The 25510-nt window shown below is 39.5% G+C and carries 27 protein-coding genes and 1 tRNA gene; 9 read left to right on the top strand and 19 right to left on the bottom strand.

The genetic code is table 11. The features are described from left to right. Window positions 1-4 precede the first annotated feature (4 nt). The 4 genes from nusG to rplS all read right to left on the bottom strand — a co-directional run bounded on the left by nusG (window position 5) and on the right by rplS (window position 1637). The gene (gene nusG / locus ACX27_RS07315; RefSeq protein ID WP_062290313.1) at window positions 5-637 is read right to left on the bottom strand and encodes a transcription termination/antitermination protein NusG; all 633 of its coding nucleotides are present in this window, start codon (window positions 635-637) and stop codon (window positions 5-7) included. Then, complete coding sequence (secE, locus tag ACX27_RS07310; RefSeq protein WP_062290310.1) at window positions 637-858, bottom strand: preprotein translocase subunit SecE; 222 nt, start codon at window positions 856-858, stop codon at window positions 637-639. The genes nusG and secE overlap by 1 nt, the downstream gene beginning before the upstream one ends. Window positions 859-1051: 193 nt before the next feature. Beyond that, a tRNA-Trp gene (locus tag ACX27_RS07305) sits at window positions 1052-1124 on the bottom strand. A gap of 150 nt (window positions 1125-1274) precedes the next feature. Beyond that, a complete protein-coding gene (gene rplS / locus ACX27_RS07300; RefSeq protein WP_062290307.1) occupies window positions 1275-1637 on the bottom strand; it encodes a 50S ribosomal protein L19 in 363 nt (120 codons plus the stop codon). Between the two features lie 161 nt (window positions 1638-1798). On the opposite strand from rplS, the gene ACX27_RS07295 reads away from it, so the two are divergent. Further along, a complete protein-coding gene (locus tag ACX27_RS07295) occupies window positions 1799-2740 on the top strand; it encodes a glycosyltransferase family 2 protein (protein ID WP_062290304.1) in 942 nt (313 codons plus the stop codon). A 104-nt stretch (window positions 2741-2844) separates the two neighbouring features. Here ACX27_RS07295 and ACX27_RS07290 read toward each other — a convergent pair whose 3' ends face one another. Both ACX27_RS07290 and ACX27_RS07285 read right to left on the bottom strand, forming a co-directional pair. Beyond that, window positions 2845-6084 (bottom strand): efflux RND transporter permease subunit, encoded by a 3240-nt coding sequence (locus ACX27_RS07290; protein ID WP_083468688.1) that lies wholly within the window; start codon window positions 6082-6084, stop codon window positions 2845-2847. A gap of 31 nt (window positions 6085-6115) precedes the next feature. Then, on the bottom strand, window positions 6116-7450 hold the full coding sequence (locus tag ACX27_RS07285) for an efflux RND transporter periplasmic adaptor subunit (RefSeq protein WP_418006833.1): 1335 nt from the start codon (window positions 7448-7450) through the stop codon (window positions 6116-6118). 632 nt (window positions 7451-8082) lie between these two features. Between ACX27_RS07285 and ACX27_RS07280 the strand changes: the two genes are divergently transcribed. Continuing rightward, complete coding sequence (locus tag ACX27_RS07280; protein ID WP_062290297.1) at window positions 8083-8634, top strand: phycobiliprotein lyase; 552 nt, start codon at window positions 8083-8085, stop codon at window positions 8632-8634. Between the two features lie 218 nt (window positions 8635-8852). On the opposite strand, the gene ACX27_RS07275 is transcribed toward ACX27_RS07280, so the two are convergent. Together ACX27_RS07275 and ACX27_RS07270 are read right to left on the bottom strand one after the other, a co-directional pair. Further along, window positions 8853-9068, bottom strand: coding sequence for a DUF2839 domain-containing protein (locus tag ACX27_RS07275; protein WP_062290293.1), 216 nt, complete (start codon window positions 9066-9068; stop codon window positions 8853-8855). Between the two features lie 214 nt (window positions 9069-9282). Next, a complete protein-coding gene (locus ACX27_RS07270; RefSeq protein WP_062290290.1) occupies window positions 9283-10839 on the bottom strand; it encodes a helicase C-terminal domain-containing protein in 1557 nt (518 codons plus the stop codon). A 124-nt stretch (window positions 10840-10963) separates the two neighbouring features. On the opposite strand from ACX27_RS07270, the gene ACX27_RS07265 reads away from it, so the two are divergent. The 4 genes from ACX27_RS07265 (at window position 10964) to lysS (ending at window position 14973) form a co-directional block, all read left to right on the top strand. Beyond that, window positions 10964-11926: a M48 family metallopeptidase gene (locus ACX27_RS07265; protein ID WP_062290286.1), complete on the top strand. Its 963-nt coding sequence runs from the start codon at window positions 10964-10966 to the stop codon at window positions 11924-11926. A 542-nt stretch (window positions 11927-12468) separates the two neighbouring features. Further along, window positions 12469-12894 carry a hypothetical protein gene (locus ACX27_RS07260; protein ID WP_062290283.1) on the top strand — a complete coding sequence of 142 codons (426 nt, stop codon included), beginning with the start codon at window positions 12469-12471 and terminating at the stop codon, window positions 12892-12894. A gap of 6 nt (window positions 12895-12900) precedes the next feature. Beyond that, complete coding sequence (locus tag ACX27_RS32290) at window positions 12901-13059, top strand: hypothetical protein (RefSeq protein ID WP_158507354.1); 159 nt, start codon at window positions 12901-12903, stop codon at window positions 13057-13059. A 387-nt stretch (window positions 13060-13446) separates the two neighbouring features. Continuing rightward, the gene (lysS, locus tag ACX27_RS07255) at window positions 13447-14973 is read left to right on the top strand and encodes a lysine--tRNA ligase (RefSeq protein ID WP_062290280.1); all 1527 of its coding nucleotides are present in this window, start codon (window positions 13447-13449) and stop codon (window positions 14971-14973) included. A gap of 411 nt (window positions 14974-15384) precedes the next feature. On the opposite strand, the gene ACX27_RS35185 is transcribed toward lysS, so the two are convergent. The 7 genes from ACX27_RS35185 to ACX27_RS07225 all read right to left on the bottom strand — a co-directional run bounded on the left by ACX27_RS35185 (window position 15385) and on the right by ACX27_RS07225 (window position 19566). Further along, entirely contained in the window at window positions 15385-15744 is a 360-nt protein-coding gene (locus ACX27_RS35185; RefSeq protein ID WP_335337768.1) for a peptidylprolyl isomerase, read from the bottom strand. A gap of 113 nt (window positions 15745-15857) precedes the next feature. After that, window positions 15858-16121, bottom strand: a complete 264-nt coding sequence (locus ACX27_RS35180) for a hypothetical protein (protein ID WP_335337767.1) — start codon at window positions 16119-16121, stop codon at window positions 15858-15860. 28 nt (window positions 16122-16149) lie between these two features. Next, a complete protein-coding gene (locus tag ACX27_RS07245; RefSeq protein ID WP_062290276.1) occupies window positions 16150-16755 on the bottom strand; it encodes a helix-turn-helix domain-containing protein in 606 nt (201 codons plus the stop codon). Between the two features lie 410 nt (window positions 16756-17165). Continuing rightward, window positions 17166-17450 carry a hypothetical protein gene (locus tag ACX27_RS07240; protein WP_144427413.1) on the bottom strand — a complete coding sequence of 95 codons (285 nt, stop codon included), beginning with the start codon at window positions 17448-17450 and terminating at the stop codon, window positions 17166-17168. Window positions 17451-17541: 91 nt separating this feature from the next. After that, complete coding sequence (locus ACX27_RS31575; RefSeq protein ID WP_062290270.1) at window positions 17542-17853, bottom strand: hypothetical protein; 312 nt, start codon at window positions 17851-17853, stop codon at window positions 17542-17544. Between the two features lie 149 nt (window positions 17854-18002). Continuing rightward, on the bottom strand, window positions 18003-18251 hold the full coding sequence (locus ACX27_RS07230; protein ID WP_235526543.1) for a hypothetical protein: 249 nt from the start codon (window positions 18249-18251) through the stop codon (window positions 18003-18005). 598 nt (window positions 18252-18849) lie between these two features. After that, window positions 18850-19566: a response regulator transcription factor gene (locus ACX27_RS07225; RefSeq protein WP_062290264.1), complete on the bottom strand. Its 717-nt coding sequence runs from the start codon at window positions 19564-19566 to the stop codon at window positions 18850-18852. Window positions 19567-20090: 524 nt separating this feature from the next. On the opposite strand from ACX27_RS07225, the gene ACX27_RS33475 reads away from it, so the two are divergent. The 3 genes from ACX27_RS33475 to ACX27_RS07210 all read left to right on the top strand — a co-directional run bounded on the left by ACX27_RS33475 (window position 20091) and on the right by ACX27_RS07210 (window position 23039). Further along, window positions 20091-20630, top strand: coding sequence for a hypothetical protein (locus ACX27_RS33475; RefSeq protein WP_235526542.1), 540 nt, complete (start codon window positions 20091-20093; stop codon window positions 20628-20630). A 34-nt stretch (window positions 20631-20664) separates the two neighbouring features. Then, entirely contained in the window at window positions 20665-22449 is a 1785-nt protein-coding gene (locus ACX27_RS07215; RefSeq protein WP_235526541.1) for an NACHT domain-containing protein, read from the top strand. 137 nt (window positions 22450-22586) lie between these two features. Next, window positions 22587-23039, top strand: coding sequence for a rhodanese-like domain-containing protein (locus tag ACX27_RS07210; RefSeq protein WP_062290258.1), 453 nt, complete (start codon window positions 22587-22589; stop codon window positions 23037-23039). A gap of 150 nt (window positions 23040-23189) precedes the next feature. Here ACX27_RS07210 and ACX27_RS07205 read toward each other — a convergent pair whose 3' ends face one another. The 4 genes from ACX27_RS07205 to ACX27_RS07190 all read right to left on the bottom strand — a co-directional run bounded on the left by ACX27_RS07205 (window position 23190) and on the right by ACX27_RS07190 (window position 25438). Next, a complete protein-coding gene (locus tag ACX27_RS07205) occupies window positions 23190-23819 on the bottom strand; it encodes a ribonuclease H-like domain-containing protein (RefSeq protein ID WP_062290255.1) in 630 nt (209 codons plus the stop codon). Window positions 23820-23933: 114 nt separating this feature from the next. Continuing rightward, the gene (locus tag ACX27_RS07200) at window positions 23934-24506 is read right to left on the bottom strand and encodes a 3'-5' exonuclease (RefSeq protein ID WP_062290252.1); all 573 of its coding nucleotides are present in this window, start codon (window positions 24504-24506) and stop codon (window positions 23934-23936) included. Between the two features lie 146 nt (window positions 24507-24652). Then, complete coding sequence (locus ACX27_RS07195) at window positions 24653-24940, bottom strand: Mo-dependent nitrogenase C-terminal domain-containing protein (RefSeq protein ID WP_062290249.1); 288 nt, start codon at window positions 24938-24940, stop codon at window positions 24653-24655. 180 nt (window positions 24941-25120) lie between these two features. Then, window positions 25121-25438, bottom strand: coding sequence for a hypothetical protein (locus ACX27_RS07190; protein ID WP_062290246.1), 318 nt, complete (start codon window positions 25436-25438; stop codon window positions 25121-25123). Between the last annotated feature and the right edge of the window lie 72 nt (window positions 25439-25510).

Raw genomic sequence — 25510 nt, 5'->3', positions numbered from 1 at the left:
GTATTTAGCTCTGTTTTTCTACCTGATTGAATTCCAATTCAACGGGTGTATCTCGGCCAAAAATCGAGAGCAAGGCTTTAAGTTTACTACGCTCTGGACTGACTTCAATCACCTCGCCTTCAAAGTCCTTAAATGGGCCAGAAAGCACGACAATTTTATCACCTGTAGCCATGTCAATTTTGACGACTGGCTCTTGTTCGGTGGTTTGTTTGAAGATCCGCTCTACTTCTGAGTAACTCAGAGGTACTGGTTTAACGTGGCCACGACCTTTAGCACTGCCACGTTTTTGTTCTGCGCCTACAAAGTTGATCACATGAGAGGTGTTACGTACTACCTGCCATGTATCATCATTCAGCACCATTCTTACCAGCACATAGCCAGGAAAAACTTTTTCTTCTGTATGCTGGCGACTGCCATCTTTCCGAATTTTGACTGCTGGCGTATGTGGAATTTCGACTTGAATGATTTTGTCGGCAACGTCAAAGGTTTGGATGCGTTGTTCCAAATTGGTTTTGACGCGCTTTTCACAGCCGGAGGCTACTTGTACTGCATACCACCGCGCTTCTTTGAGCGCCGCTTCTGCTGTTTCCTCTGACTGCAAATTTGAGTTAAGTGGGTCGTCTGTTGCAAAAGTCATCAGAACACCTGTTTTGCTGCCCAAGCAAACAATCCATCCACCAAATAAATCAAAGATGCGGAGAGTGTCACCATTAACAGCACGGCTGCTGATTCGCTCACTAGCTGTCTGCGACTTGGCCAAACTACTTTTTCAAGCTCTTCTTTTGTGCCTTGAAAAAAGTTTTGGATGTTTAGACCGCCAGTGTTTTCCGGCATTTCAGCTTCATTTTTTTTCGCCACTGTTGTTTATCCCCCCGTTTCTTGTACAGCTATATCCTGCTTGGTTGAATTTCAGGTTTACAGCTTTGATTCCAGCCTGCTGACTTGCAGCAAAAATTCTTTAAAGTATAAAACAATTATACCCGAAATGGTAAGCACTAACTACGTTGCTGGTAGAAGTGCTACTCTTTCGGGTTTTGTTTTTGCTTGCGAGCGCGCCCTGGAGGACTTGAACCCCCGACATCAGGTTTTGGAGACCTGCGTTCTACCAACTGAACTAAGAGCGCACAGGTTGGTTTGGATTCGGTGATTGCGCTGAACTTTTATCTAGTTTAACGCAATTGCGATTCTGATTGTACATGATTTTTGTCGGGGAAGCAACTTAGCGGCAAAAGCCGCTTGTTAATTGAGATTTCTCTCATACCCTGAGCAAAAAATTACAAAGGACGGTCGAAGCGTTGCTTGATCCGAGTTGCTTTACCAATGCGATCGCGCAGGTAGTACAGTTTAGCACGACGGACTTTACCACGACGCAGGACTTTGATACTGTCGATGCGTGGAGAATGTAAGAGGAATACACGCTCTACGCCTACCCCTTGAAATACACGGCGAACGGTAATAGTTTCGTTAATACCGCCGTTGCGTTTAGCAATCACAACACCTTCGTAGGGTTGGACGCGGTATTTTTCGCCTTCTTTGATTTTCACACCGACTTTGACTGTATCGCCCACATAAATATTGGGCAAGTTAGATTTGAGTTGTTCCGCTTCTATGGAGCGGATAATTTCTTGAGCGTTCATAGCTTATCTGCTGAAAAACCCACAATCATCCATAATAAATCGAGAATCTACTTTCAGTCTAGTAATATTTAAGATTTAAAATTCTACCCGATTTTTACCGATACGACATATCTAAAAATGAAAGCTATATTGCATAAAGCTTTGCTACAGGTGTGATATTTATGAAGTTTAGCATTGTGATCACTACCTATAACCGCGTAAGCTTACTACGTCGAGCCGTTGATTCTGCTATCAACCAGACAATTCCTTGCGAAGTGATTGTCTCGGATGATTGTTCTAGGGATGACACACAAGCCTACGTAGAAAGCTTGGGTGATAGAGTAGTTTACCACCGCAATGAGGTAAATAAAGGTCATGCAGCTACAGTAAATGCCGGAGTACAAAAGGCCAGTGGTGAATGGATTAAGTTTTTGGATGATGATGATTATCTGGCTAATAATTGTATCGAAGAGATGGCAAAGGCGATCGCTTTTTGTCCAAGCGCAGTGATTTGCTCTTGTGTGGCGGCTCAAGTGGATGAACATGAAATAGAACTCAGCCGCACTCCCCAGCTTGGCCCTGGTTTGGCTTTTTCCGTTCCTCAAGCTGATATTCACTACGGAATGCTGTTGGAATTATTGCCTTTTGGTACACCTGTACAAGTTGCTTGTAGCCGTGATGCTTTTTGTAAAACAGGTGGTTGGGATTCCCAACTTGATGCTAATTGTGATGATATAGATTCTTGGCTAAGAATTGCCCAATTTGGTGATGCTATTTTTTTGAATCAATGTCTCGCTTATCGCACCATTTGGCCAGGGGCTTATAATCACAAATTTGCTGTAGCTAAAAGATTAGATACAAATATTTTAATCAAGGAAAAAATTTATCCTTTAGTTCATAAAAATCATTATAATCATCTTCCTAAAATGGGAGATATTAAAAAATATCTCATATTACATTGGGCGTTTGTTGCACTCAAGCAGAGAAAATTTATAGTCTTTTTGAGGATGTTTTATCAATCAGCTTTCTCGCTCATGGTCTGGAAAATTCTCTTAACTATTGTTTTCTTTCGCAATTTACATTTTCAAAATAAACTGATCAAAAAATCTGTTTTATATTATTAAAAATTATATAAGTTCTGGATAAAAATACGATTTAGCAATTTTGATAGAGACGTTGTATGGAACGTCTCTATCTGATAATTAACGAACTTTGGCTGATGGCAAAATTAGTAATATCTGTTCTTCCACTTATCAAATTTGATGAGTATTTGCTTGAGCCACTCGAAATCTAAGATATCGTGCAGCAGTGTGTAAAAGCACGGAATAATAAACAGTGTTAATACAGTTGCTAAGGATAAACCAGAAAACACAACTACCCCCAAGGGTTGTAAAAATTCTGAACCTTCACCAATTCCTAATGCTAAGGGAAACATCCCTAACACTGTGGTAATGGTAGTCATGAGTACAGGACGTAAACGTTGAGGTGCGGCTTGTAAAATTGCAGTTTTGCGGTCTATATTTTCTCGTTCACGAATTTGGTTGGCTAACTCGACCATGATGATGGCATTGTTCACCACAATACCGACTAGTAACACAGCACCAACTATTACAGTGGCACCAATAGCGGTTTGAGTAATATACAGTCCGAAAATTCCCCCCGCTAATGCTAACGGAATGGTAAACATAATTACCAAAGGGTCGATGAGGGAATTGTATTGTACTGCCATGACTACAAATACCAGAAATGTTGCTAATCCTCCTAATAGTTGCAGTGAACTTTGCAGTTGCTCATTAGATTCTGCGGCGGCGCTAGGCAAGCGGCTAACACCTTCTGGTAAATCTAGGTTATCTATTACTTGCCGTACTTGGGCTATGGCTTGACTCAAACTAGCACCTTCGGTTAAATTACCTGCAAAGATAGCAACTTGGCGCTGGTTGATGCGTTGAATTTCTCCAGGTGCTTGCCCTTCAACGATTTTGGCAACGTCACTTAATCGGACTTGGCGATTATTATCAACAAATAAGGGTAATCTTTCTAATTGAGATGGTGCTTGCACTGCTGTTTCGTTTAACTTGACACGCACATCTACTAAGCGGTTGCCGCGTTGTAATTGGGTGGGAACGCTACCTTCTAGGGCAGTTTGAATGGTATCGCCAATATCTGTAGTAGTTAAACCCAAGGCTGCAACGCGCTCCCAGTCGGGCAAAATCTGAATTTCTGGTTGGCGCTCATCAGCATCGGGACGAAATCTAGCAAGGGTGGCTTGTTCTTCTAAGGCGGCTAAGACTTGACGACCAGCTTGTTGTAAGGTGTCTGAGTCGTTTCCTTGGAGAATTACGTCAACATCTGCACCGCGCACAGGTGAGTTATTGAGAATTAAACCCCGTACTTGTCCGGGGGAAAGGCGCAGACGAATTCCGGCTAAATTTAATTTGTCAAGTTCTTGGGTGACTCGTTCCACATAAGCTTCGACATCTGTACCAGCTTTCAAGGTAATGTTGCTGCTACCGCGTAAAGGGTTGGCGTTGGTGGTGTTGCCAAATAAGGCTCCGCCAGAGGTGGAAAAGACATATTCTGTTTCTGGTTGGTTGCGAAGAATTTCATCTACCGCATTCATAACTTTGAGGTTAGTTTCCAAAGGTGTACCTGGAGGAAACTGAGCATTTAAGTTAGCTTGTCCGGTATTAATTCTGGGGAGGATTTCTTGGGGAATTTGGGGAGCCATCCATAAACTACCGCCACCAAATAAGAGGAGGGCGATCGCAACTGTAATTATCCGCCAACGTAATATCATGCTTAAAAAGCCGCCATATCCTCTGGTGGCAGCATCAAAGCGGCGATTAAATTCTTTGAGTAACCAAAATTCGCTCAAACGGCTCGAAAATTTCCATCCCAGCATCCGCGATGCCATCATCGGCACAACGGTAACAGCAATTACAATCGAAGCTGCGACGGAAAAGCTAATAGTTAAAATTAATTCATTGAATAGCAGGGCGATAAATCCACCGATGAGCAGAAATGGCAATACTGCAACTAAGTTGGTACTGGTGGAAGCGACTAGGGCTGATTCTACTTCGCGGCTACTTTGTTCTGATTGATTGATTAATTGTTGTTGGTTTAATTTGCTTCGGTTACTTTTGCCTGGTGTCATACCTACACCTTCGGCAATGTTCTCTAACATGACGATGGAGTTATCCACCACAATACCCACACCCAATGCTAAACCACCCAAACTAAAAACGTTGATAGATAAGCCAAACAACCCCATCAAGATAATAGCGGCGAGGGTGGCTAAGGGAATAGCGAGGACAATGATTAAAGTTTGTCTGATGGAACCCAAGAATAGGAGAACTGCGATCGCTGCCAGTAATGTCCCAATTAACCCAGAACTAGTAACATTAGAAATAGAATTGCGGATAAATTTTGATTCATCCAAAGTTGCCGTAATTACTGTCCCTTCAGGAATCACACCAGACTGGCGCAGTTCTTCTACACGTTTTTTCACACCATCAACCACGTTGATAGTATTAGCATCTGGTTGTTTTTGAATACTGACTTTAACTGCTGGTTCACCATTCAAAGAAACAAAAACTCGTTGTAATTCTGAGCCGTCTATCACTTCAGCAAAGTCTCGCAAATAAACGCGGCGACGCGGAACTGTTGATTGAGTATTATTTGTGTTAGCAGCACCAGAGGATACCTCAAAGGATAAATTTCGCAATTCTTCTGCACTGCGAAACCTGCCAACAGTCCGAGTTAATGGTTCGGAATTCTGCCCTAAAATGCGACCACCGGAAATATCTTGGTTGCGGTCTCTTAATTCATCTAAAACATCCGTTAAACCTACACCCAAGGCTTGCAAACGGTCTAAATCAATATTGACTCTAACTTCTTCGGGGACTCCTCCCGACACATCTACTCCAGCTACTCCAGGAACAACACCTAGTTCACGGGCGAGTTCTTCTTCGGCGAAAACACGTAAATCTACACCTTGTAAAGAAGGTGAAGTTAAGGCCATTTCGTAAACAGGTAACTGGGAAGGATCTACTTTGAATAAACGTGGTTCTTCTATGGTGTCTGGTAAAGTTCCTCTGGCGCGGTTAAAGGCTGCTGTCGCATCGTTTAAGGCTTGGTCAATATTACCCCCCGGTTGAAAGTACAAATCTAAGCTGACTTGCCCTTCACGGGTTTGAGAAAAGACTTGCAATACACCTTCGGTTGCAGAAAAAGCTTCTTCTAAAGGCTTGGTGACTTCATCAATTGCCACTCTGGCGAAATTCCTGGTGCTTGTATCCGCACCCCAATCCCGAGGATAGGTAATTGATGGTAGTAAATCTACTGGTAATTTAACAATAAAAAATACACCCATGACAATTACTGCCAAGGTGAGCATAAGTGTACCGATATGTTGGCGGATGGAGATGGCGCTGATACTAAATCCGCCGCTTTTTTGGACTTGCTGCATGGCTATAATTGCACTCCAAATCTAAATATTCTTAATTTCTAGTTCTGGGTTGTGTAGAATTCGATTCGCCTGTTTCGGAAAGAATCGAAAGACGTACAGAATTGCCATCCTTTAAAGGTCTACCACTGCGAACTACGTAGCGTTCTCCTGGTTGTAAACCCGATAAAATTTCGACTTTGCTGTCAGCTTTTTTACCCAAAGTAACGGTACGCGCTGCTACTTTTGGCTGTCCTGGGGTGTCTGTCAGTACGAAGATGGTGCCATCTGTCTGGTTTTCAGCAGATTGTTTGTCTGTGGCTGGTTGTTGAATGGCGGTTTGTGAAACGACAACTCGCGGTTGAGTTTGGGTAGCAAAATTAACTCGCGCTAACAGGCCGCTACCAATATTGCCGTTACTGTTAGGAACTTCCACTTCTACGGGGATGAGCCTTGCTGTCGCATCGGCGGCGGGAGATATGCGGATGACTCTACCAGTTAATATTTGTTGAGGAAAGGCATCTAACCGTACTTGTACAGATTGCCCAAGTTTAATTTTTGCCAGTTCTAATTCGGAAACTTGGACAACAACTTTAACGCGGCTAAAGTCACCAATTTGGATAACTTCACCGCCTGCTTGCAAAAGATTGCCCGGTTCTGTAACTTTGCCTGTGACTACACCACTGATGGGGGAAACGAGTCGCGAATAAGAACGGCGTTCTTTGGCTTGAGCAACGACGGCTTGTTGCGCCAAAACTCTACCTTGGGCGGCGGCGACGGCTTGCTGTTCTGTGCGGACTTGCTCGGTAGCAGCTCGTAAGGCTTGGGCGGCGGTTTGGGCTTGAGTACCTGCTTGTTCGGCAGTTTGCTCGGCGATCGCGCCTTCTCTGTATAATTTTTGTTGTCTTTCAGAGTCTGCTTGGGCTTGCACCAGTTGTAACCGCAGTCTTTCCACTTCTGCACGGGCGTTACTTACCTGAGTTGCGGCTCTGGCTACTTCCGATTTTTGGGCGGCGAGTTCGGCTTCGGCTTGTTTTAAATCTGTTAACAGCAACGCATCATCTAACTGGCCAATATTCTGCCCCTTACCAACCCGATCACCGACATCTACATTTAAGGATAATAACCTAGCTTCTACTTGCGATCGCAGCGATACTGTACGAAAGGGAATTGTTGTACCTGTATATTCTGGCTGTTTTTCTAGTGTATCTGTACGGGCGATCGCTACATCTACTGGTGTCGCACCACCTCGTTCTCCGCCTTGACGTTGTTGTGATTGCGCTTCAGCTGTTTCTTTCGGTAGAGAAGCACAACTAGCTGAGAGTAATCCTGTACTGAATAAACAAGCAAATAGTGATATGAATTTCTTGGTTTTACTGTAAGGAAACATCCGTTTGTTGATTGGGTTTCCTGCGTAAATATTGGCGGTTAAATCTAACTGGCTATTCATCACTGGGATTTGAGCTATGTAGGTTTGCTGTTTCATTGATTTTTGCGGTTGTCGGTGGCAAATGATTGATTTTGCTTATATATAAAGTTTTTCCGAAAATAGCAGCCTTTTATACCCAAGCCATGCTGAATATATTTCTCTAGATAGAAGCATTGATGATGAATTAATGTTGAGACATATCTTTTTGTGTCAATTTTTACTAATTTTGCCAAATAAAAGTTTAAAAGAAAGCTCTTATCTACTATTGCAGATGTATAACAGTGTTATCTGCAATAGCATTAAGGGTAAGCCATGTTTTCCTCATATCTTGACCATAAGGCTTAGAGATGAGAATTTTAACCAATCAAATCTGGCGCTAATTTTTGCCTAAGTTTTGGCATTAGCATTGGTGAAATAATGATATTTAGTTTTACTAAGTATACCTAATATATACTAGCAAAGCTGCTAAGAAAGCAATCAGCCAGTCTCAGTATTTATGAGAGATATTAAAAAATCTAAACCGTAATTGTCTTTTGTCACCATGTAGTATATGAACAAACGCTATTTTTTAGAATAGGCGAGGGCAATAACGCGTGACATCACCGCTAAGACTGACTCAAACCGCTAACGAAGCAGAAATTACAGTATTTTTCCAAAAATCAGCAGGTCAGTGGCGCTCAGAAAGACGCTACTATACTCTGCCAGAGGGCGAAACCAAAGAAATGGTGAGTATGATTACCATTCGGTTTTTAGAGCCAGGATGCGCTGAATTACAAAAGCTGGCACAACTGCATGACTTACCTGATACAGTCAGCTTGATGTTTGGTGCAGAAGTATTTTGGAATAGTACAGATAAACTTAAGGGTAGACAAGAATCACAAGGTTCCACATTATTTGGTGTATTAGGAAATATTTTGTACCGCGATCGCGGTTTTGCCACATCCAAACCCATCACCGCCGAATATCATTTCGCTAATTCTGAAACTCTGTGCTTGCGAACTGAGTACAACGGCTCAGTGTTTGAGGAAGAATTAAAGTTAATTGGCAATAAATATCGCACTAGACAAACAATCATCTCTCGCGCTGGTGAACAGTTAATGATTGGTCAATATTTAGAAAAGCGAATTGACAATCTAGATATCTAGTACAAAAAGGCAAAAGTAAAAAGGCAAAAGTAAAAAGAAAGAATAGTGATACCACAAGTCTTTTAGCAATTTCTTAGGCTCTGGTTATTTACGCCAGCCTGTACTAGTTGGCTATCCCAGGAACCAAAAGATCCTCGACTTCTTCAAAAAGTCGGGGATCTGAACCTCTCGATTGTCACCAATCAAATAGGATTGCTATATCTACTAACTGAACTGTATTAATCTACAACTTGCCACCAACCGAAGGCGGGGCCGATAAAACGGATAGTTACCCAAGCAGCAACCATTGTACCAATGCCAATCCAGGCTCCGCGAGTCGTCCAAGCCACAAATAATTCGGATTGTTTTTTGGTGATGGGAACCCAAGACAATATACGTTCATCTTGACCGTATTGTTCTCCCAGTGTTTCTTTGCGACGTTTTGCTTCACCCATAATTAGTAATTCAAAATTTCAATTAGTGTGTGTTATTGAAAATCTGCGAACAAGCTGATAATAGCGTTTGCTCAGATGCGATCGCTATCCGTTGACAAAATGTAAATAGTTAGGGCAGCAGTTTAGATATATTAGGACAGTTTAAAAGCTTGAATGCTAGGAATAGTAAGAATTTTCCTCCTACCTTCTGCCTCCTGCCGTTTACATTTTTCATTTAAGCTGAATCTTCTTCATCTGGGTTAGAAAATAAACTAGGGTCAAGATAGTTGATGCGTGCTAGAGGGCTAAGTGCTGCGAGGATTTGGGAACCATAGCTACGGTTAATCACTCGACTATCAAGCAATGCGACTACACCTTGATTTTCGCGTACAGGAGCGATCGCCCGTTGTAGTTCATTTAATGCTGCCGGGAGTAAGTATACTCGAAACCAATCTTGGTGTGATCGCTTGTAATAAGCTACCCTCCCAGCCACCAGGGGATTTTCTAGAGATGGTAGCGGTAAAGTCGCAATAATTAACAAATGTGGCGCTGGTAAAACTTGTTGATGTTCTCGCCAATATTCCCAACCACTAATTAAAATACCATTTTCATCTAAACAGGTTTTTTCTACCTGCACCCGCGAACCAAACTCTGAAGCTAAAATTGCGCCGACTTGTGCCTTGAGGGGGACATCTCCCACCAAAATAACTGTTAACCCTGGTGCTGTTGCACTTAAACACAACAGAGTGCGGACTTTGTGAATAAAGGCTGGTTGAAATTCTGGTGTATTCGGTAAAGGTAACTGATGGGGGACATACAGTTGAATAGCTTGGGCTTGACTATCAGAGGAGAACTTGAGACAAGTAACATCATCCAAGCCCAAACGCTGTCGAAATACAGGCGCTTCGGTTTCTGGTTCTAAAGCACTACCAATTAACACCACTGGCTGTCTTTGCCAAATCGGTGACAGTATTTCAGCTAATTCAATTGGCGTGTAATGCAAAGAAAATAAACCTTGACGACGGGCGATAGTTGTCCAAAAAAGATGGGGTGGCTGATTTACTGGCGTATTTTCATAGATGTATTGAAATTGCTGCCAGAAATTTTGCCAAACATCAGGAATAGTTGCTAAATCTAATTCAGCAAAGATACGATGAATAATTTCAGCTTCCGGCTGAGAAATGAGATAACACTCATAAGGGTTGGCTGGGTGTTGAAATACTTCTTTAGTAAGTTGTGTTCTCGCAGAAAGAATTGCTTCCCCTTGCTGAGGACAAGCCAACATCAACTCTTCCCAGTCTTGGGGTTGCACATCTTGAATGAGTTGATGCCGTACCCAATCTTCTAAATCATCAACACCATCAATAATTGTGGGAATCCCTGGCGGAAAAGCATCAGCAGTTGTTAATTGCCCTTTTAACCAAGCTTCTGGAGAAGTTAGGAGTAGCCCTTGAAACTCAGCATTAGGCCAAGTATTACCTGTTCTGATGGGCTTCTGCACTTGTAACCACTGTTGTAAGCGGGGAATTTCTACTTGCAACAGACGTTGCTGCACTGTTTCTGGCGCAACAATAATAACAGGGCCATGCCACATTAATGCTGATGCGACAAAGCTGGTGCGATATCTTCCTTGATAACCACAAGCCGCCCCGACTTGAATTAAAGCACTACGTCCTAGACGCAAGGCGCGGGCTACCAACCTTGCCATCGTCAAATGATGAGGCCAGGAAGGGAACCCCGCCTGCGATCGCAGGAAGTTATGTAGTGATAAATGAACTTCTGCCTCAATCACAAGCTTTTAATCCCATACAAAGTGATTTTTCCATTAGCCCCATTTCTCTGATTCAGTTATCAGTTATTAGACTGATAACTTAGACTGTTCACTGTTCACTGATAACTGTTTACTGAATTCAATTATGCCTACTTACACAGGAATCTCTAGCGATGCCTTCCGACATCCACTTGATCGCCAAGCTGAACAAGCTTTACGAAATTTACCGGGATTTGAGTTAGTTGCCCGTAAATTCATGGAATTTGTCTATGAACGCCCGCAGTTAGTCTATCTAATGGGTAACACCATCCAAGTAGGGCCTAGGCAATATTCCACTATTTACCAGATATTTCGGGAATGTGTGCGGGATTTGGACGTTTACCCAGAACCTGCACTGTTTGTCTCACAAGATCCCCAAGCAAATAGCTATGCTTTAGGGCAAGAAAATCCTTTCATTGTCATAAACACAGGCATACTAGACTTGTTGGAAGAAGTCGAAATTAGGGCAGTGTTAGCCCATGAACTGGGACATATTAAATGTGGTCATACTATTTTAATTCAAATGGCGATGTGGGCGATGAGTGCTGCTTCTGCCCTGGGTGAATTGACCTTTGGGATTGGTAATTTCGTTACCCAAGCTTTAATCTATGCCTTTTTTGAATGGCGGCGAAAAGCAGAATTAACAGCAGACAGGGCAGCACTGTTAGTGCTTGATGACTTAAATTCAGTCATGTCTTCGATGATGAAGGTATCTGGCGGAAGTAGCAAATATGCCCATGAATGTAGTTTACAAGAATTTATCCGTCAGTCAGAAAATTATCAAGCATTGGATGAAGATGGACTGAATCAAATTTATAAATTCTTGATTTACAATGGCGCTCAAGGCATGATGTTAAGCCATCCCTTTGCTGTGGAACGGATACATTACTTACGGGAGTGGGCAGTATCAGAAGAATATCAGCAAATCCGCCGGGGTAATTATCAGCGATCGCCCTCTGAAGGTGCAGTAAATGTTGCAGCAGAATCTTCCGCAAGCGAAGCCGAAAATTTACGCCGACAAATTGAAGAATTACAACAAGAAATTAACAGAATGAAAAAGTCTCAGTAGTTGATGCGGTGGGCATAATTATGCTCACCAAACAATGGTTTATTTTGATTGATTGTCAATAGTTGAGTTGCTTAAAATACATAAAATTATCTTATGTTAAGTTTGTTTGATTAGGCAACATTATGCTGGTTCAGATACTCGACTTTTTTGAACAGTTGTGTATCTGATTGTTCAATATAAATTTTTAGAGATGATATTTTTTACGGCTTACCTAAACATAAATTTTCTGTAGCGTGATTTATTTTTTAAGTTTCCCGAATCTCCGATAATAGTTTTTAGGGTGCTTGGTAGAGATAGATATTCAGTAAACCTAAATCCTATCTTCTGTATTTTACTTTACGCCTTCTAGACAGAGGCAGCAAAATCATCTAAGCTACCATCTGGTTGTGAATTTCTCCATAGTTTTGGATTTGAGATTGGCAATTTTATATTCACAAATATTGAGAATATAAAATTTTTTTTAAACTGGGTTTGTATCTAAAGTGCCTACTCAATCATCTAAAACTAACAGAGTATGAAACTTCGTTTATGTGTTTCTCAAAATGGTAATTAACTTTTCCAAATGGCTGTCTTTGTTAGCTAATGTTCTTATCCTTGTCATCTTGATACCTAAGATGGCGTTAGCTACACCTCTACAAACTCATGCTAACTCTAGCGTGATAATTGCTCAATCTTCCCAAGCTATAAGTAACTTTATTGCATCTTCGGAAGCAGATTTTACTCCTCAAGAACGCCAACAACTGCAAGCTTTACGTCAACGTCGTAACAAGGAAATTAATACTATATTAAGTTTATCGCAACGCGAAAAGCTGAAAGAACAATTGCAAGCTGGGAATAATTTGTATCAAGCTCTAGAGAGTTTAGATTTACTGCCTGATCAGCAAAGTATGATTAAAGCTGTGATTCAGTTGACTAACTTGAAAACGAAGGCTATTTTATCTCGCTATTCCTTAGCAATCGAAAAGTAAGAGATTGTGTCCATCAATATTTTAATTAAAAGCGATCGCTCTTGGTTTTATGCAGGCGATCGCTTTTTATCTATGACATTCTCTAGGCGTACTTTAGTTTTTATCATAATTTTTACTTACTCAAAAAGCAATTTAGCTGATTGTTTGCGGAAAACACCAAAATGAGAACACATTTTTAAAAATTGTTTGCGGAAAACACCAAAATGAGTAAACGTTTTAACAAAATGAAAAAGCGTTTTTAAATATTGCTTGCTGAATCTACTGAAATGAGTAAACGTTTTAACAAAATGAGAAAGCGTTTTCAAATATTGTGTGTTGAATCTACTGAAATGAATAAACATTTTGGCATTTTGTAGATAGAAAACCTCAAAATGAGAACATAAATATTTTGACTGCAATCATTTTCGTCTTCAACATCTACATTTTATAGACGTACCGTAGTTAGTTTGATGGTAAATTTTTTTTGAGCGATCGCACTCTTCTAGACAAAAATCTCTCACTGTCTAGTTTTGCAGCATCTATAATGAATCTTGCCCTATTTAGTTCGTTACCATGTCGGAAGAAGATATCCGTGCCGCAAGGCTGGAAAAAGTAGACCAGATTAAGCAGTTAGGGGCTAATCCCTACGCCTATCGTTGGGAATCCACCCATAACGCTGCCCAATTGCAGGAAAAATTTGCTGATTTAGCTAGTGGTGAAGAAGTTGATTTAGAAGTTGCGATCGCCGGTCGGATCATGGCGCGGCGTGTTTTCGGTAAATTAGCATTTTTCACCTTGCAAGACGAAACCGGCACCATACAGCTTTATCTGGAGAAAAATCGTATCCAAGAAAGCATGGCAGAAATTGATGCTGAAGCTTTCAACCACCTGAAGCAACTCACAGATGCAGGCGATATTCTAGGAGTTAAAGGCACGATTAAACGGACTGAAAAGGGCGAATTATCAGTCTACGTCAAACAATACACCATCCTGACCAAATCCCTTCTGCCCCTACCCGACAAGTGGCACGGATTAACAGATGTTGCCAAACGCTACCGTCAGCGATACGTTGACTTGATTGTTAACCCCGAAGTCCGCCAAACTTTTCGTCGTCGCGCCCAAATCACCGCAGGTATTCGCCGCTATTTAGAACAACGCGATTTCCTCGAAATTGAAACGCCTGTTTTGCAAAGTGAAGCTGGCGGCGCAGATGCACGTCCTTTCATCACTTACCACAACACCCTAGAAATGGAACTGTATCTGCGAATTGCGACAGAACTCCATCTCAAACGGTTGATTGTCGGTGGTTTTGAAAAAGTGTTTGAAATGGGAAGGATTTTCCGCAATGAAGGAATTTCCACCAGACACAACCCCGAATTTACCTCAATTGAAATTTATCAAGCTTACGCCGACTATAACGATATGATGGCGCTGACGGAAGGCATTATTACCACCGTCGCCCAAGAAGTTCTCGGCACATTGCAAATTACCTACCAAGGTGAAACTGTAGATTTAACACCACCTTGGCGAAGGGTGACAATGCACGACTTAGTTAAAGAAGCCACAGGCTTAGACTTTAATTCTTTCCAAAGTTTGGCAGACGCAAAAGCCGCAGCTAAAAATGCGGGGATTCCTGGTACAGATGAAGCCCAATCAATTGGTAAGTTACTCAATTTAGCTTTTGAAGAAAAGGTAGAAACAAATTTAATTCAACCTACCTTTGTCATTGACTATCCCGTAGAAATTTCGCCACTCGCAAAACCCCATCGTTCTCAACCTGGTTTGGTAGAACGATTTGAGTTATTTATTGTGGGACGCGAAACTGCTAACAGCTTCTCAGAATTAACAGATCCCATCGACCAAAGGGAACGTTTAGAAGCCCAAGCCGCTCGTAAAGCTGCTGGTGACTTAGAAGCCCAAGGTGTAGATGAAGACTTCCTCAACGCATTGGAATATGGAATGCCACCTACAGGCGGTTTAGGTATTGGCATTGATAGGTTAGTCATGTTATTAACTGACTCTGCAAGTATTCGGGATGTCATCGCTTTCCCTTTACTCAAACCGGAAAAATCAGAAGCATCCGCAGAACCAGAAAGTTAAAAAATCTGGAAATAAATAATTTAAAAACCTGTAGAACGTGAAATTTTACGTTATTACAGGTTTTTGATTAATTATCATCAAATTACAATACAGTTCAGTTAAGACCAAAACTCTTTGTTAAAGTCATTTTTTTTAACGAACCACAAAGGGCGCATAGACGCGATAGCGGTGAAGCAGCGCGGTCTTGGGGGTTTCCCCCATGAGCGACTGCTGAACCCGTTAGCGAAGCGGTAGCGAGTCTTCGAGCGTCAGGGCTTCCCGCACGGTAGAGCGCAAAGAGAAGAAAAAATTACTAACTGAACCGTATTGCATCAAATTAAAATTTGAATATAGCCGTTTCTTTTATCTCAGAACTGTAGATTGGTTGCAGCGATAGCTTAACCCAACAAAATCTTAATACTAATACCGAGATTAAATTTGTACCACAATTTTCATTTCTTCAAGTTGTTGCTGTAACCAAGCAGCAAACAAATCTCTGAGAATTTTGCAGCGCAATTCTTCATCTAAATGAGGCTGAATAATTTCTTCAACCAAAATTAGATGAACTCCTTGATGTGTGAGAATGGGCTTAAGAATCTGTGGCGGATGGGCAGTAAAAACATAATTGGCAATCTCTGGCATCAAATCACTACGATATCTTATTCCACAATATCCACCTACACGACGTAATTCTGGTTCTTGTATGTATTGTTGAGCAAGATTTTGAAACGAGATGTGATTTTCTTGCAGGTTATAAAATAGTTTCCACGCTAACTCTTCATCATCTAACACAACTTCATAAGTGATAGATTGAGCATAATCAAGTTGATGTGTCGCAAAGAAAGGTTTGACCTGTTCGGCAAAGAGATATTCAGCTAATTTGGCAGAAAGTAAAGAAACTTGAACTAATTCTTTGAACTCATTGAGAGAAAGATAATGTTTTTCCAGCCATGTTTCAGTATCTTTAGCTTTGATAAGTTTTTTTTGCCAAACGCATTGTATCTGCTGTTTTTTTGCAGCTCTCCTGCTTGAATTTGTATATCTGCTTGATTAGTAGCATCAGTAATAATCTTGCGAGTTGCGATCGCAGCAATTATATCTGGAAGCTGACAGGAAAGCTTGAGTTGATACAATATATCTTCAGAAGAAATAATGAAAAAATCATTCATCAATTTATCCCTGTTTGAAAAATACTCTCTATTCATGAGTATTCACAAAATCGAATAATTCTGACAAACTATTAGGTTCAAAATTTAATTGTAAATCACATATTATAATTTCTGAATTCTGAATATCGTTAGTTTCTTGTTGGTTAGAATTATTTTTTTGTTTTGTGGAAAGTCCCATTTGTTTAAGTAAACGACTGATATGACGTTCGGTAACCTTAATACCCATTTCATTGGCTAAATGTTTACTTAACCATTGTGCAGTCCAATTTTGAAACGGATAGCCATATTCTTGAGGACTATGAGTTACTAACTCTTTTAAGCGGTCGAGATATTGAGCATTAATAAGCTTTGGACGACCTATCTTTTGTTCCTGCCATTGGTGAGCTAACCCAGCTTTGGCAACACTAGTCCAATATCTTGCCATGTGGTAGGAACAGCCTAATATTTGACAAATTTTACTTGGAGATTTACCTTGATCTGCCAGCAACATAATTTCGATACGACGACGATATTCAGGTTGTAAATTTGTTTGTAGATTTTTGAGCAAAATCTTTTTCTGAAAAGGTGTTAAAACCTCACCAGGATTGATTTTATAGGTCTCTAAATTTGGAAATTGATTGATTTTATGTGACATATATCTTCAAAGCCTTATCCAAAGAAAAATCAATCTAAATTGGGATTTTTGAATAAAGTAAATCCATGCAATAAATAGATGTTTTTTCAATTGCTCGAATAGCTTTAATCTTAGTAAAGCACTTGTGTCAATCACAGCCGTAAATAGTAGTAAATTAGATGAGTGATACGTGATTTAATTTCTATCTTCAGTCAGATTTAAATTAGTAGTTTTCTAATAAGTGAAAATTAAATTTATAAAATATTTATGTAATTTGAGAATATGAAGATCCTTAGTCTTAGATAAATACTTAAAACTAAGGAAATTAATTAAAGGCTAACAATCATCAATAAATTTACTAGTAATTGTCCGATTCTAGGAGGATTCAGCTATGAATAACTGAATCCTATAGACTAACAAATGACAATCTATCAAGCAGCGCCAGCGCCACCAGCGCCACCAGCATCACCACCAGCGCCACCGATACCAGCCGCACTGAATGACTTGGCGATGGATGCAATATTAGCGATCGCAAATCCGTTCACGCTATACTCTAGAAACTTCTGACCGAAGGCGATATATGGCAGGAATAAAGCGCCTTCCCCTCCTTGTACAGCCATCGCTTCTGTATCAGTAAGGTCTTCGAGAAAGTTTTCTGAATCTGTAAACAGTTCGGAACCAACAGGATTGATTGCAGATACATTCATCTTAACCATTGTTTTTTCTCCTATTCACTCAATAGTTAAACTTGCTGAGGATTCAACGGTTAATTGCTGAATCCTATTGACTTGACTAATAAATGACAATCTAGAAGACAGCGCCACCACCAGCGCCACCACCACCAGTGCCACCACCACCAGCGCCACCACCAGCGCCACCACCACCGATATCGGCAGCACTAAATGACTTGGCGATGGATGCAATATTAGCGATCGCAAATCCGTTCACGCTATACTCTAGAAACTTCTGACCAAAGGCGATATATGGCAGGAATAAAGCGCCTTCCCCTCCTTGTACAGCCATCGCTTCTGTATCAGTTAAGTCTTCGAGAAAGTTTTCTGAATTTGTAAACAGTTCAGAACCAACAGGATTGATTGCAGATACATTCATCTTGATCATTGTTTTTCTCCGATTTAACAGCGCAAATTGTTCGTTGTTTTGTTGTTGATTATGAGATTATTAGTCGTTAGAAAACTACAACGTATAGGTTATGGTGCCACTTAGGCCTGGCGCAGTACTAACACCACCAGGCACACCACCAGCACCGCCTACACCACCAGCACACCACCAGCACCGCCTACACCACCAGCACTAAATGACTTGGCAATAGATGCAATATTATTGATTGCAAATCCGTTTACGCCGTACTCTAGAAACTTCTGACCGAAGGCAATGTATGGAAGGAAAAAAGCACCTTCTCCTCCTTGTACAGCCATCGCTTCTGTATCACCCAAGTCTTGTAAAAAGCTTTCGGCATCTGTGAAAAGTTTAGAACCCACAGGATTTAGTTCAGACATATTCATTTTTTCCATTCTTTTTCCTCCAATCAAAATTGGCAGAAAACATTTGTTTGTGTAGGGATTAAGCTTGCATTGCTTAATTCATACTGAACATTTTTTATGAAAAAAACTCTGTTGTTCAATAGCATAAAAAAGATAATTACGTCCTAAAATGACTAATTATGTCTGAAGAATAAATATTTATTTTAAAATGTAATGAATTAGTGATTATTGATTTATTTAAAATAAAAAATCAAGATAAATTCAATATTTTAATTGCTGTTTTGATTATCAATATTAGTTGCAACTAAGATGCGATCGCCTTGATATATGTGTTAAGTAGACTCCACAAGCCAGAGTAGACAGAATAATTAGGTTAGGCTATCTACCTCTAGTATTAGGGAAGTAGAGTGTGTCTATAGCAGACGCATTTTAGAGACATAATTAGACAGTTTTTGTCTTTAAAAAAAATATAAAAAGACGGTGCTACAACCTGGTTGTAGCACCTAATCAAATTTGAGCCAAAATATCACTAGATTTGGAAATTTAATGTTATAAGCTCTTTTTTATCGTAATTTATTAGGCCCATAGTCATTGTAGTGGCATGATTCACTTATTAAGCACTAGTCGCTTCTGGCAATTCAAATTTATAACCGTAGCCCCGGACTGTTTTAATAAACTCAGGTACATTTTGATCAACTTCTAGTTTCTTGCGTAATTGACCTATATGCACGTCAACAACTCTTCCATCGCCTACATAGTCGCAACCCCAAATTTTTTGGATGAGTTGTGGACGACTCCAAGCTTGACCAGGATGACTTGCCAAAAAATGTAAAATATTAAACTCTAATGCTGTTAAATTTAGCGGCCTATCATTGAGCGTGACTTCTCTACCTTCTGGGTTAATAGCTAATTGCTTAAATACCAAGCGTTGTACAGGAGATGGGTTGATAGAACGTACACGTCTTAAAAGTGCTTGGACTCTAACTTCTACTTCCGCCAGACTAAATGGTTTAGTCAAAAAGTCATCAGCACCCGCCGAAAGAATCTTAATTTTATCTTCTTCAGCATTTCTACTGGTTAGTATCATTACTAGTACGTTCGTGCGACTCTGCATTTCTTCGCACAAATTGTAGCCACTGATATCTGGTAAATTCCAATCTAAGATTACTAAAGCTGGATCAAATTGCTCAAATAAAGATAACGCCGTTTTGCCATCTGCCGCAGACTCTATTTGATATTTTCGACCGAGAAAACGATAGATAAGATTACGGACACCAAAGTCATCATCTACAACAAGAATTTTGGGATTTGTAACAGGAAGCATGACCATAAAGTTCTAGCCTATTATTCATTGAGCAACTCGTAGTTGAAATAGCTTTTTTGGCATACGAGAAGCCACTGTGGAAAAGTCTATAATTACAAAGATTTTTTAGATTTTCTTGACATTTACCTAAGTTAAGTACTTAGACATCAACAAGTTTTTGCCAGACATGGACACTATTCTACTGAGATACACTTAATTTTCTATTAAATTTCGGAAAACTTCAGCTATCATATTGCATACCAAATGTATAAGTTTTGTATGATTTTTGTATGTTTTTGAACATAAGTGTATAATTGATTACTCTTATCTTTAAAAGAAATTCAATTTATTGAGGATTTTTAAAGAACAAATACCCTTCAGACAGAAAATCACTGGCGTATGCAGCCAGCATCAACTGAAATTTGGTAAAATATTTAACTCTGATTTTTTCAAAGTCAACTGTTTTGGAAAATTCAAGCCATCTGTCCAGGGTGTGTCTACGTGCAGCTACATTCCTACTTGTAACCAAAAACACTTAAAAAGCTGATTGTATGACCAGCCAAGGACTCCGAGCTTCCTCAGAAGGTATTAGAGCTGCTAAAACAGCTTTAACTGACAAAACTTTAAGCCAACACAAATTAGCCATAGCTCTAGGTATTACACGCCAACCAGTATCTAAGTTTTTTGCAGGCGAACCAGTTTCTCGCAGTTGCTTTGTACAAATTTGTCAACATTTAGGGTTATCTTGGCAAAAAATTGCTGACTTACCGGAAGATATAATTTCAGATACAAGTGCTAAATTTCCGACTAATAAGCGAGATTTAAATATATTGGTGCAGGAAATACGTCAAAAGCGCCAAGACAAAATTCAAGACCAGTGCAGTACTTTACAAATGATGGATATTGCTCAGACAATTCCATTGCTTGATATCTATACGCCTATATATATATTAGAAAAAATTACAAGTCAAAGATGGCTAGAAATTGATGATTTGCTACAAGAATGTGGTGGTAAATTAAGCTGTAACCAAAAAAAAAATACCAATTTTAGAAACGGTATCATTTTACCCAAAGTTGATAATACTGGGTAAACCAGGTATAGGTAAAACTACATTCTTAAAATATTTGGCGCTTGAGTGTAATCAAGGTGAATTTCAACCGAATTATGTAGTTATTTTTATTAGTCTGAGAGACTTTGCTGAAGACTTGAAAGATAATAGTGATTTTAGTTTTTTGAAGTATATTAGCCAAGAATTTGTCAGTTGTGGGATTGAAGCGGAATCAACGCCAAATATCTTAACTGAAGGCAAAGCATTAATTTTATTAGATGGATTAGATGAAGTACCCGCAGGGGATATCAAGCAAGTTAATCAAGAACTTCGACTATTTTCTCAGATTTATTACAAAAATCGGTTTGTAATTAGCTGTCGCATTGGAGCACAAAAATATAAATTTCCAGGATTTACTGAGGTTGAAATTGCTGATTTTGATATGCAGCAAGCCGAAATTTTTGTAAAACAATGGTTTGTAGCAGTAGCTCATGAATCTAAGGAAGATGGTGAATCTATAGGAAATTTATTTATTAATCAATTACATTTGCCGGAAAATAAGCAATTACGAGAATTAGCGATCACGCCAATATTGTTACATCTAATTTGTTTGTTCTTTCACACAAAATCCGAATTTACATTTAAAGTAGCTAAGTTATATGAGCAAGCTTTGAATATTTTGCTGGGTAGATGGGATGAAGTGAAAGGTATTCAAAGGCAGTCAATTACCGAGAATTTCAAGTTATTTAATCCTAAAGAGCTCCTGGCGCAAATAGCGGCTATTACTTTTGAACAAGAAGATTATTTTTTTGAGCAAGAACAAATACAGTTGTTAATATATCAATATTTAAGTAAATGTAATTACTATGTTAGTTCTAACTTAAAATTAGTAAATCAGCAGTTGCAAGATAGTGAAAAGTGGTTAAAAATACTTGAAGTCGAGTATGGTTTATTGGTGGAGCGATCGCACGATATTTACTCTTTTTCTCATCTGGCTTTACAAGAGTATTTAACGGCAAAGAATTTTGTGATAAATTACCAAGAACAGTCTGTAAATCAGCTAATTACTCATATCACAGAAAAACGCTGGCAAAATGTTTTATTGCTGACTGTGAGTATGTTGCCAAATGCGGAAGCAATGCTGCGCTTAATGAAACAAAAAATAGATGCTTTAGTCGCTAATGACCAGAAAATTCAAGATTTTCTCTTGTGGCTCAATCAAAAGTCAAATTCAGTAACTACTCAATATAAAGCAGGCGCAATTCGGGCTTTTTATTTAGTTTGTGTTGGTCGGGCGTTAGAAGTGTGTTTGCAAACAAGTAATCAAGTGTTTGGTAATTCATCTAGTTATGGTTTAGAGCGTGCTATGCTTGGTAACTTAGCATTTAACCCAGAACTTGCGATTGATGAGTTTCTAACTAGTACTTTTGCTTGTGCTGGTGAACTAGAATTTGCCTGTCATTATATATTGAATGATGCTATTGTTTTTGACTATGCTCATGCGTTAAATATTGCCTTTGATAAAGCTCTGAATTTGGTTGTTGAATCTAAATTTAGGCAATTTCTCTACAACCTCAAAAAACAATTACCAAATGCTCAAAACCATCCTCATAAATTTCGTAGGTGGTGGATAGAACATGGTAAATTCTGGAGTGGAAAATTTAGAGAACTCCTAGTTCAATATCGTAATATTTGTCATGACTGGCAGTTTAGTAAACAGCAAATTGAATTAATGCAGCAATATTATAGTGCTAATAAATTACTGATAAATTGCCTGAATGCTTCCCAGAATATTGCACCAGCAATGAGAGAAGAAATTGAAGAGACTTTGTTGTTAGGAATCGCCGAAATAAAAAACTGAATTATATAAATATTAATAGTCAATAACTATCAAATATACCGTAAGAAAGACTTTTATAACATTCATACCAGAGAAAGAGCAATCAAATAGCTGAATCTCGTTAAATTGCTGTTAGCAAAGTCAGTTAAGGATATCTTATGAATAATTTAGTAGGCGGTATTATTCCTCAACAGCCACCAATTGAGCCTGTATCTGATGCTCATGTTCTCAAGTCTCGTTTGGAATGGGGGGAACCAGCTTTTACAATTTTAGATGTGCGCGATCGCCAGACATATAACGATGGTCATATCCTAGGAGCAATGCCTATGCCCATTGATGAATTAGCAGAGCGGGCTGTACCATCTTTAGATAAAAGCCGTGATATCTATGTTTACGGTGGTAATGATGAAGAATCTGCTCAAGCTGCACAAGTTCTACGTTCTGCTGGTTTTGATCATGTTTCTCAACTCAAAGGTGGTTTAGGTGCATGGAAGGCGATCGGCGGCCCAACAGAAGGTATTGTTGAATCTAGAACTCCCGCAGGTGCAGATGACTACAATGTTGTCTCTCGTCTGAAAAACCACGCCGAAAATCAGCAAAAAGAAGTCTAGATTTTGGTCAAATACAGGAATGGGTTTGATTCCTAAATCTAGTTGTTTACGTAGGGAGTAGGGAATGGGGAGTAGGGAGTAGGAAAGAAGCCGGAGTAATGAATTTCCCTCCTGCCTCCTGCCTCCGTCCTCCTGCCTCCTTAATATCAATCAATGTTCAAATAAATCTTTGAACTGTAATAAATCTAATGCAACGATTGTTGGTAAGACTTGAAAGCATTCTTGTGCGAGTTGCCAACGTTCTTCTCGTTTGAGCATTTCACTGAGTTTATGTTGGACACTAATTAAATAGCGCACATCATTAGCAGCATAACTTAATTGTGCTTCCGTTAAATTAGCCGCATTACCCCAATCAGAACTTTGGGCGCTTTTATCGAGTTCTACTTGTTCTAACTCTTGTACTACATCTTTGAGTCCGTGACGGTTGGTATAAGTGCGGGCTAATTTACTGGCAATTTTGGTACAAAAAACAGGCTGGACGTAAATTCCTAAGTTGTGGCGTAAAGTAGCAACATCAAACCGCGCAAAGTGAAATATCTTTAGTACATTCTTGGCTTCAAGAAGCTGTTTTAAATTGGGAGATTCTGTTTGTCCTCTAGCGATGCGGATGGCTGTGACTTTACCTTCCGAGTTGCACAGCTGCACAAGACACAAGCGATCGCGCTGTGGTAATAATCCCATAGTTTCCGTATCAACAGCGATCGCCTCGGCTTTTAAGTACTCACTGAGGGTAGAGTCATTAATGTCGCGATCGCAAACCTGAAAATCTGGTAATGTCATGAATTACTCAACCATAAATGCAGTGTCTTCCACAAAAGAATACCCTTAGACACTACATAATTTCAGCAAGTCAAATGAAGACATCGTTATTTTTCCCCTGCACCCTGCTGCTCCCTACCTACACAATTTTTGTCGATTCAAAATCCAAGGCAAAAGTTTAGCAATATTTCTCGCATCATCAATACCACGATGATGAGTTCCGTTTAATTCTATATTGACGAGTTGCAATGCTTCTGCCATACCGTATCGCTTGGATAAGCCTTGGCTGTCACTAAACTGTTGTTTGAGATTGACGTGAGGATAAGCAATTGGAAAAGGAAGATTGTGAAACTTGCTATCTTGTTTAAACTGGTTGTGATCATAGTCTCCCCAGGAACCGAACACAGCATTGGGGTAATTAGATAACCATTTTTTCAGCATAGCGATCGCTGCGGGATATTCTGGCGCTTGTTCAACCTGTGTCTGAGTAATCGATGTTAATGATTTACAGAATTCAGTCAGTTTAGGATAGCGAACTGGCTTGATAAAAGTTTGAAACTCATCGATAATTTTTAAAGTCTGCGCCTCAACCATCACGGCTCCAATTTCGATGATTTCCATCTCATGCCGTTTGATAGTTCCTTGATCACAACAAGTTGCTTCTAAATCAAGTACTAATAAGTAATCATACTGATTCAAGTTCATCATTGCACTGCAAACTTTGAGAGAATATAGTGATCCTAAATGATTTACAAATATCTCTGCCTTGTCTACCTTGTGTCTTTTGTCTCTTTTGTTTCCATATCAAATAGGAATGCTATACTTCTTCATATCAATTTGGTATTACTACATATCTAACAGTATTTTGTCACATCCTCACCGCATTCATCTGCCAGATAAATCAAACACTTAAAACGCAGACTAACTACTTGTTCATAAAAAGGATTTAACTTGCACAAAGGTGGAATGTGAAACAGTGTCCGCCCTAAAATTGATATAGTTCTCTCAAAGGGACAATGAGCAGGAATAACTTTACAAAACAGTCTAGCAAGCTGATCATTACGTATTTCCACAACATCAAGCTGATGACGTAGCTGGGTTAAAAAGCCGTTCTTATTTTGAAATTGATTGGATAAACCCATAGCTGAAATTTCCTTTAGTTCATTGTCACCCCTCTAAAGTTACAACGATATTTTGAGAAAAACATAGTGTAATTACCAGATTATTTTGTGGATTTTTAAAATTTGAGTATTAATCCCGTAAAATTGCTGAGGGAGTAATCAATGAAGTGAGTTATGGCGCAAAACAGTGGGAAATAGAAGTCAGTATATATACATAAAGTAAATTACCCACAAAAAGCATCCCCCATACAATAAAAAAGTCATAACTGCACCTAACATAACTCCTTGCATGAGAGAGTTTTTGTCTTGATGTTTCAGCCACAAACAAAACGGAATAACATATATAAGTTGCCATAAGGCAAAACCGTATATTCCGTAAACTATAATTTTCAAAGATAAGTTGTAATTGCTTTGTACAAGAGCCGCAAGAATTAGAATAAAAATAGCAGATGCGAGATGAAATAATAAAAGTAGGAGAAATCCAGAAACTATATTTTTAATTTTATTTTTTTGTAGCATACTTTCACTCCTTGAGTAAGCACAATTATAACTAGCTGCTAAATACTGGCAGTAGCTTACTACAAAGGAATT

The organism is Nostoc piscinale CENA21 (assembly GCF_001298445.1).
In the GTDB taxonomy this organism is placed as follows: domain Bacteria; phylum Cyanobacteriota; class Cyanobacteriia; order Cyanobacteriales; family Nostocaceae; genus Nostoc_B; species Nostoc_B piscinale_A.
The sequence above is the reverse complement of the archived record's forward strand: the minus strand, read 5'-3'. Positions and strand labels throughout refer to the sequence as shown.

What these genes read in the sequence shown, in the direction of transcription:
- nusG (WP_062290313.1), bottom strand. Translation starts at nt 637, where the DNA reads ATGACTTTTGCAACAGACGACCCACTTAACTCAAATTTGCAGTCAGAG.
- rplS (WP_062290307.1), bottom strand. Translation starts at nt 1,637, where the DNA reads ATGAACGCTCAAGAAATTATCCGCTCCATAGAAGCGGAACAACTCAAA.
- ACX27_RS07295 (WP_062290304.1), top strand. Translation starts at nt 1,799, where the DNA reads ATGAAGTTTAGCATTGTGATCACTACCTATAACCGCGTAAGCTTACTA.
- ACX27_RS07290 (WP_083468688.1), bottom strand. Translation starts at nt 6,084, where the DNA reads ATGCAGCAAGTCCAAAAAAGCGGCGGATTTAGTATCAGCGCCATCTCC.
- ACX27_RS07285 (WP_418006833.1), bottom strand. Translation starts at nt 7,450, where the DNA reads ATGTTTCCTTACAGTAAAACCAAGAAATTCATATCACTATTTGCTTGT.
- ACX27_RS07275 (WP_062290293.1), bottom strand. Translation starts at nt 9,068, where the DNA reads ATGGGTGAAGCAAAACGTCGCAAAGAAACACTGGGAGAACAATACGGT.
- ACX27_RS07265 (WP_062290286.1), top strand. Translation starts at nt 10,964, where the DNA reads ATGCCTACTTACACAGGAATCTCTAGCGATGCCTTCCGACATCCACTT.
- ACX27_RS07260 (WP_062290283.1), top strand. Translation starts at nt 12,469, where the DNA reads ATGGTAATTAACTTTTCCAAATGGCTGTCTTTGTTAGCTAATGTTCTT.
- lysS (WP_062290280.1), top strand. Translation starts at nt 13,447, where the DNA reads ATGTCGGAAGAAGATATCCGTGCCGCAAGGCTGGAAAAAGTAGACCAG.
- ACX27_RS35180 (WP_335337767.1), bottom strand. Translation starts at nt 16,121, where the DNA reads ATGAATGATTTTTTCATTATTTCTTCTGAAGATATATTGTATCAACTC.
- ACX27_RS07245 (WP_062290276.1), bottom strand. Translation starts at nt 16,755, where the DNA reads ATGTCACATAAAATCAATCAATTTCCAAATTTAGAGACCTATAAAATC.
- ACX27_RS07240 (WP_144427413.1), bottom strand. Translation starts at nt 17,450, where the DNA reads ATGGTTAAGATGAATGTATCTGCAATCAATCCTGTTGGTTCCGAACTG.
- ACX27_RS31575 (WP_062290270.1), bottom strand. Translation starts at nt 17,853, where the DNA reads ATGATCAAGATGAATGTATCTGCAATCAATCCTGTTGGTTCTGAACTG.
- ACX27_RS07230 (WP_235526543.1), bottom strand. Translation starts at nt 18,251, where the DNA reads ATGTCTGAACTAAATCCTGTGGGTTCTAAACTTTTCACAGATGCCGAA.
- ACX27_RS07225 (WP_062290264.1), bottom strand. Translation starts at nt 19,566, where the DNA reads ATGGTCATGCTTCCTGTTACAAATCCCAAAATTCTTGTTGTAGATGAT.
- ACX27_RS33475 (WP_235526542.1), top strand. Translation starts at nt 20,091, where the DNA reads ATGACCAGCCAAGGACTCCGAGCTTCCTCAGAAGGTATTAGAGCTGCT.
- ACX27_RS07210 (WP_062290258.1), top strand. Translation starts at nt 22,587, where the DNA reads ATGAATAATTTAGTAGGCGGTATTATTCCTCAACAGCCACCAATTGAG.
- ACX27_RS07205 (WP_062290255.1), bottom strand. Translation starts at nt 23,819, where the DNA reads ATGACATTACCAGATTTTCAGGTTTGCGATCGCGACATTAATGACTCT.
- ACX27_RS07200 (WP_062290252.1), bottom strand. Translation starts at nt 24,506, where the DNA reads ATGATGAACTTGAATCAGTATGATTACTTATTAGTACTTGATTTAGAA.
- ACX27_RS07195 (WP_062290249.1), bottom strand. Translation starts at nt 24,940, where the DNA reads ATGGGTTTATCCAATCAATTTCAAAATAAGAACGGCTTTTTAACCCAG.
- ACX27_RS07190 (WP_062290246.1), bottom strand. Translation starts at nt 25,438, where the DNA reads ATGCTACAAAAAAATAAAATTAAAAATATAGTTTCTGGATTTCTCCTA.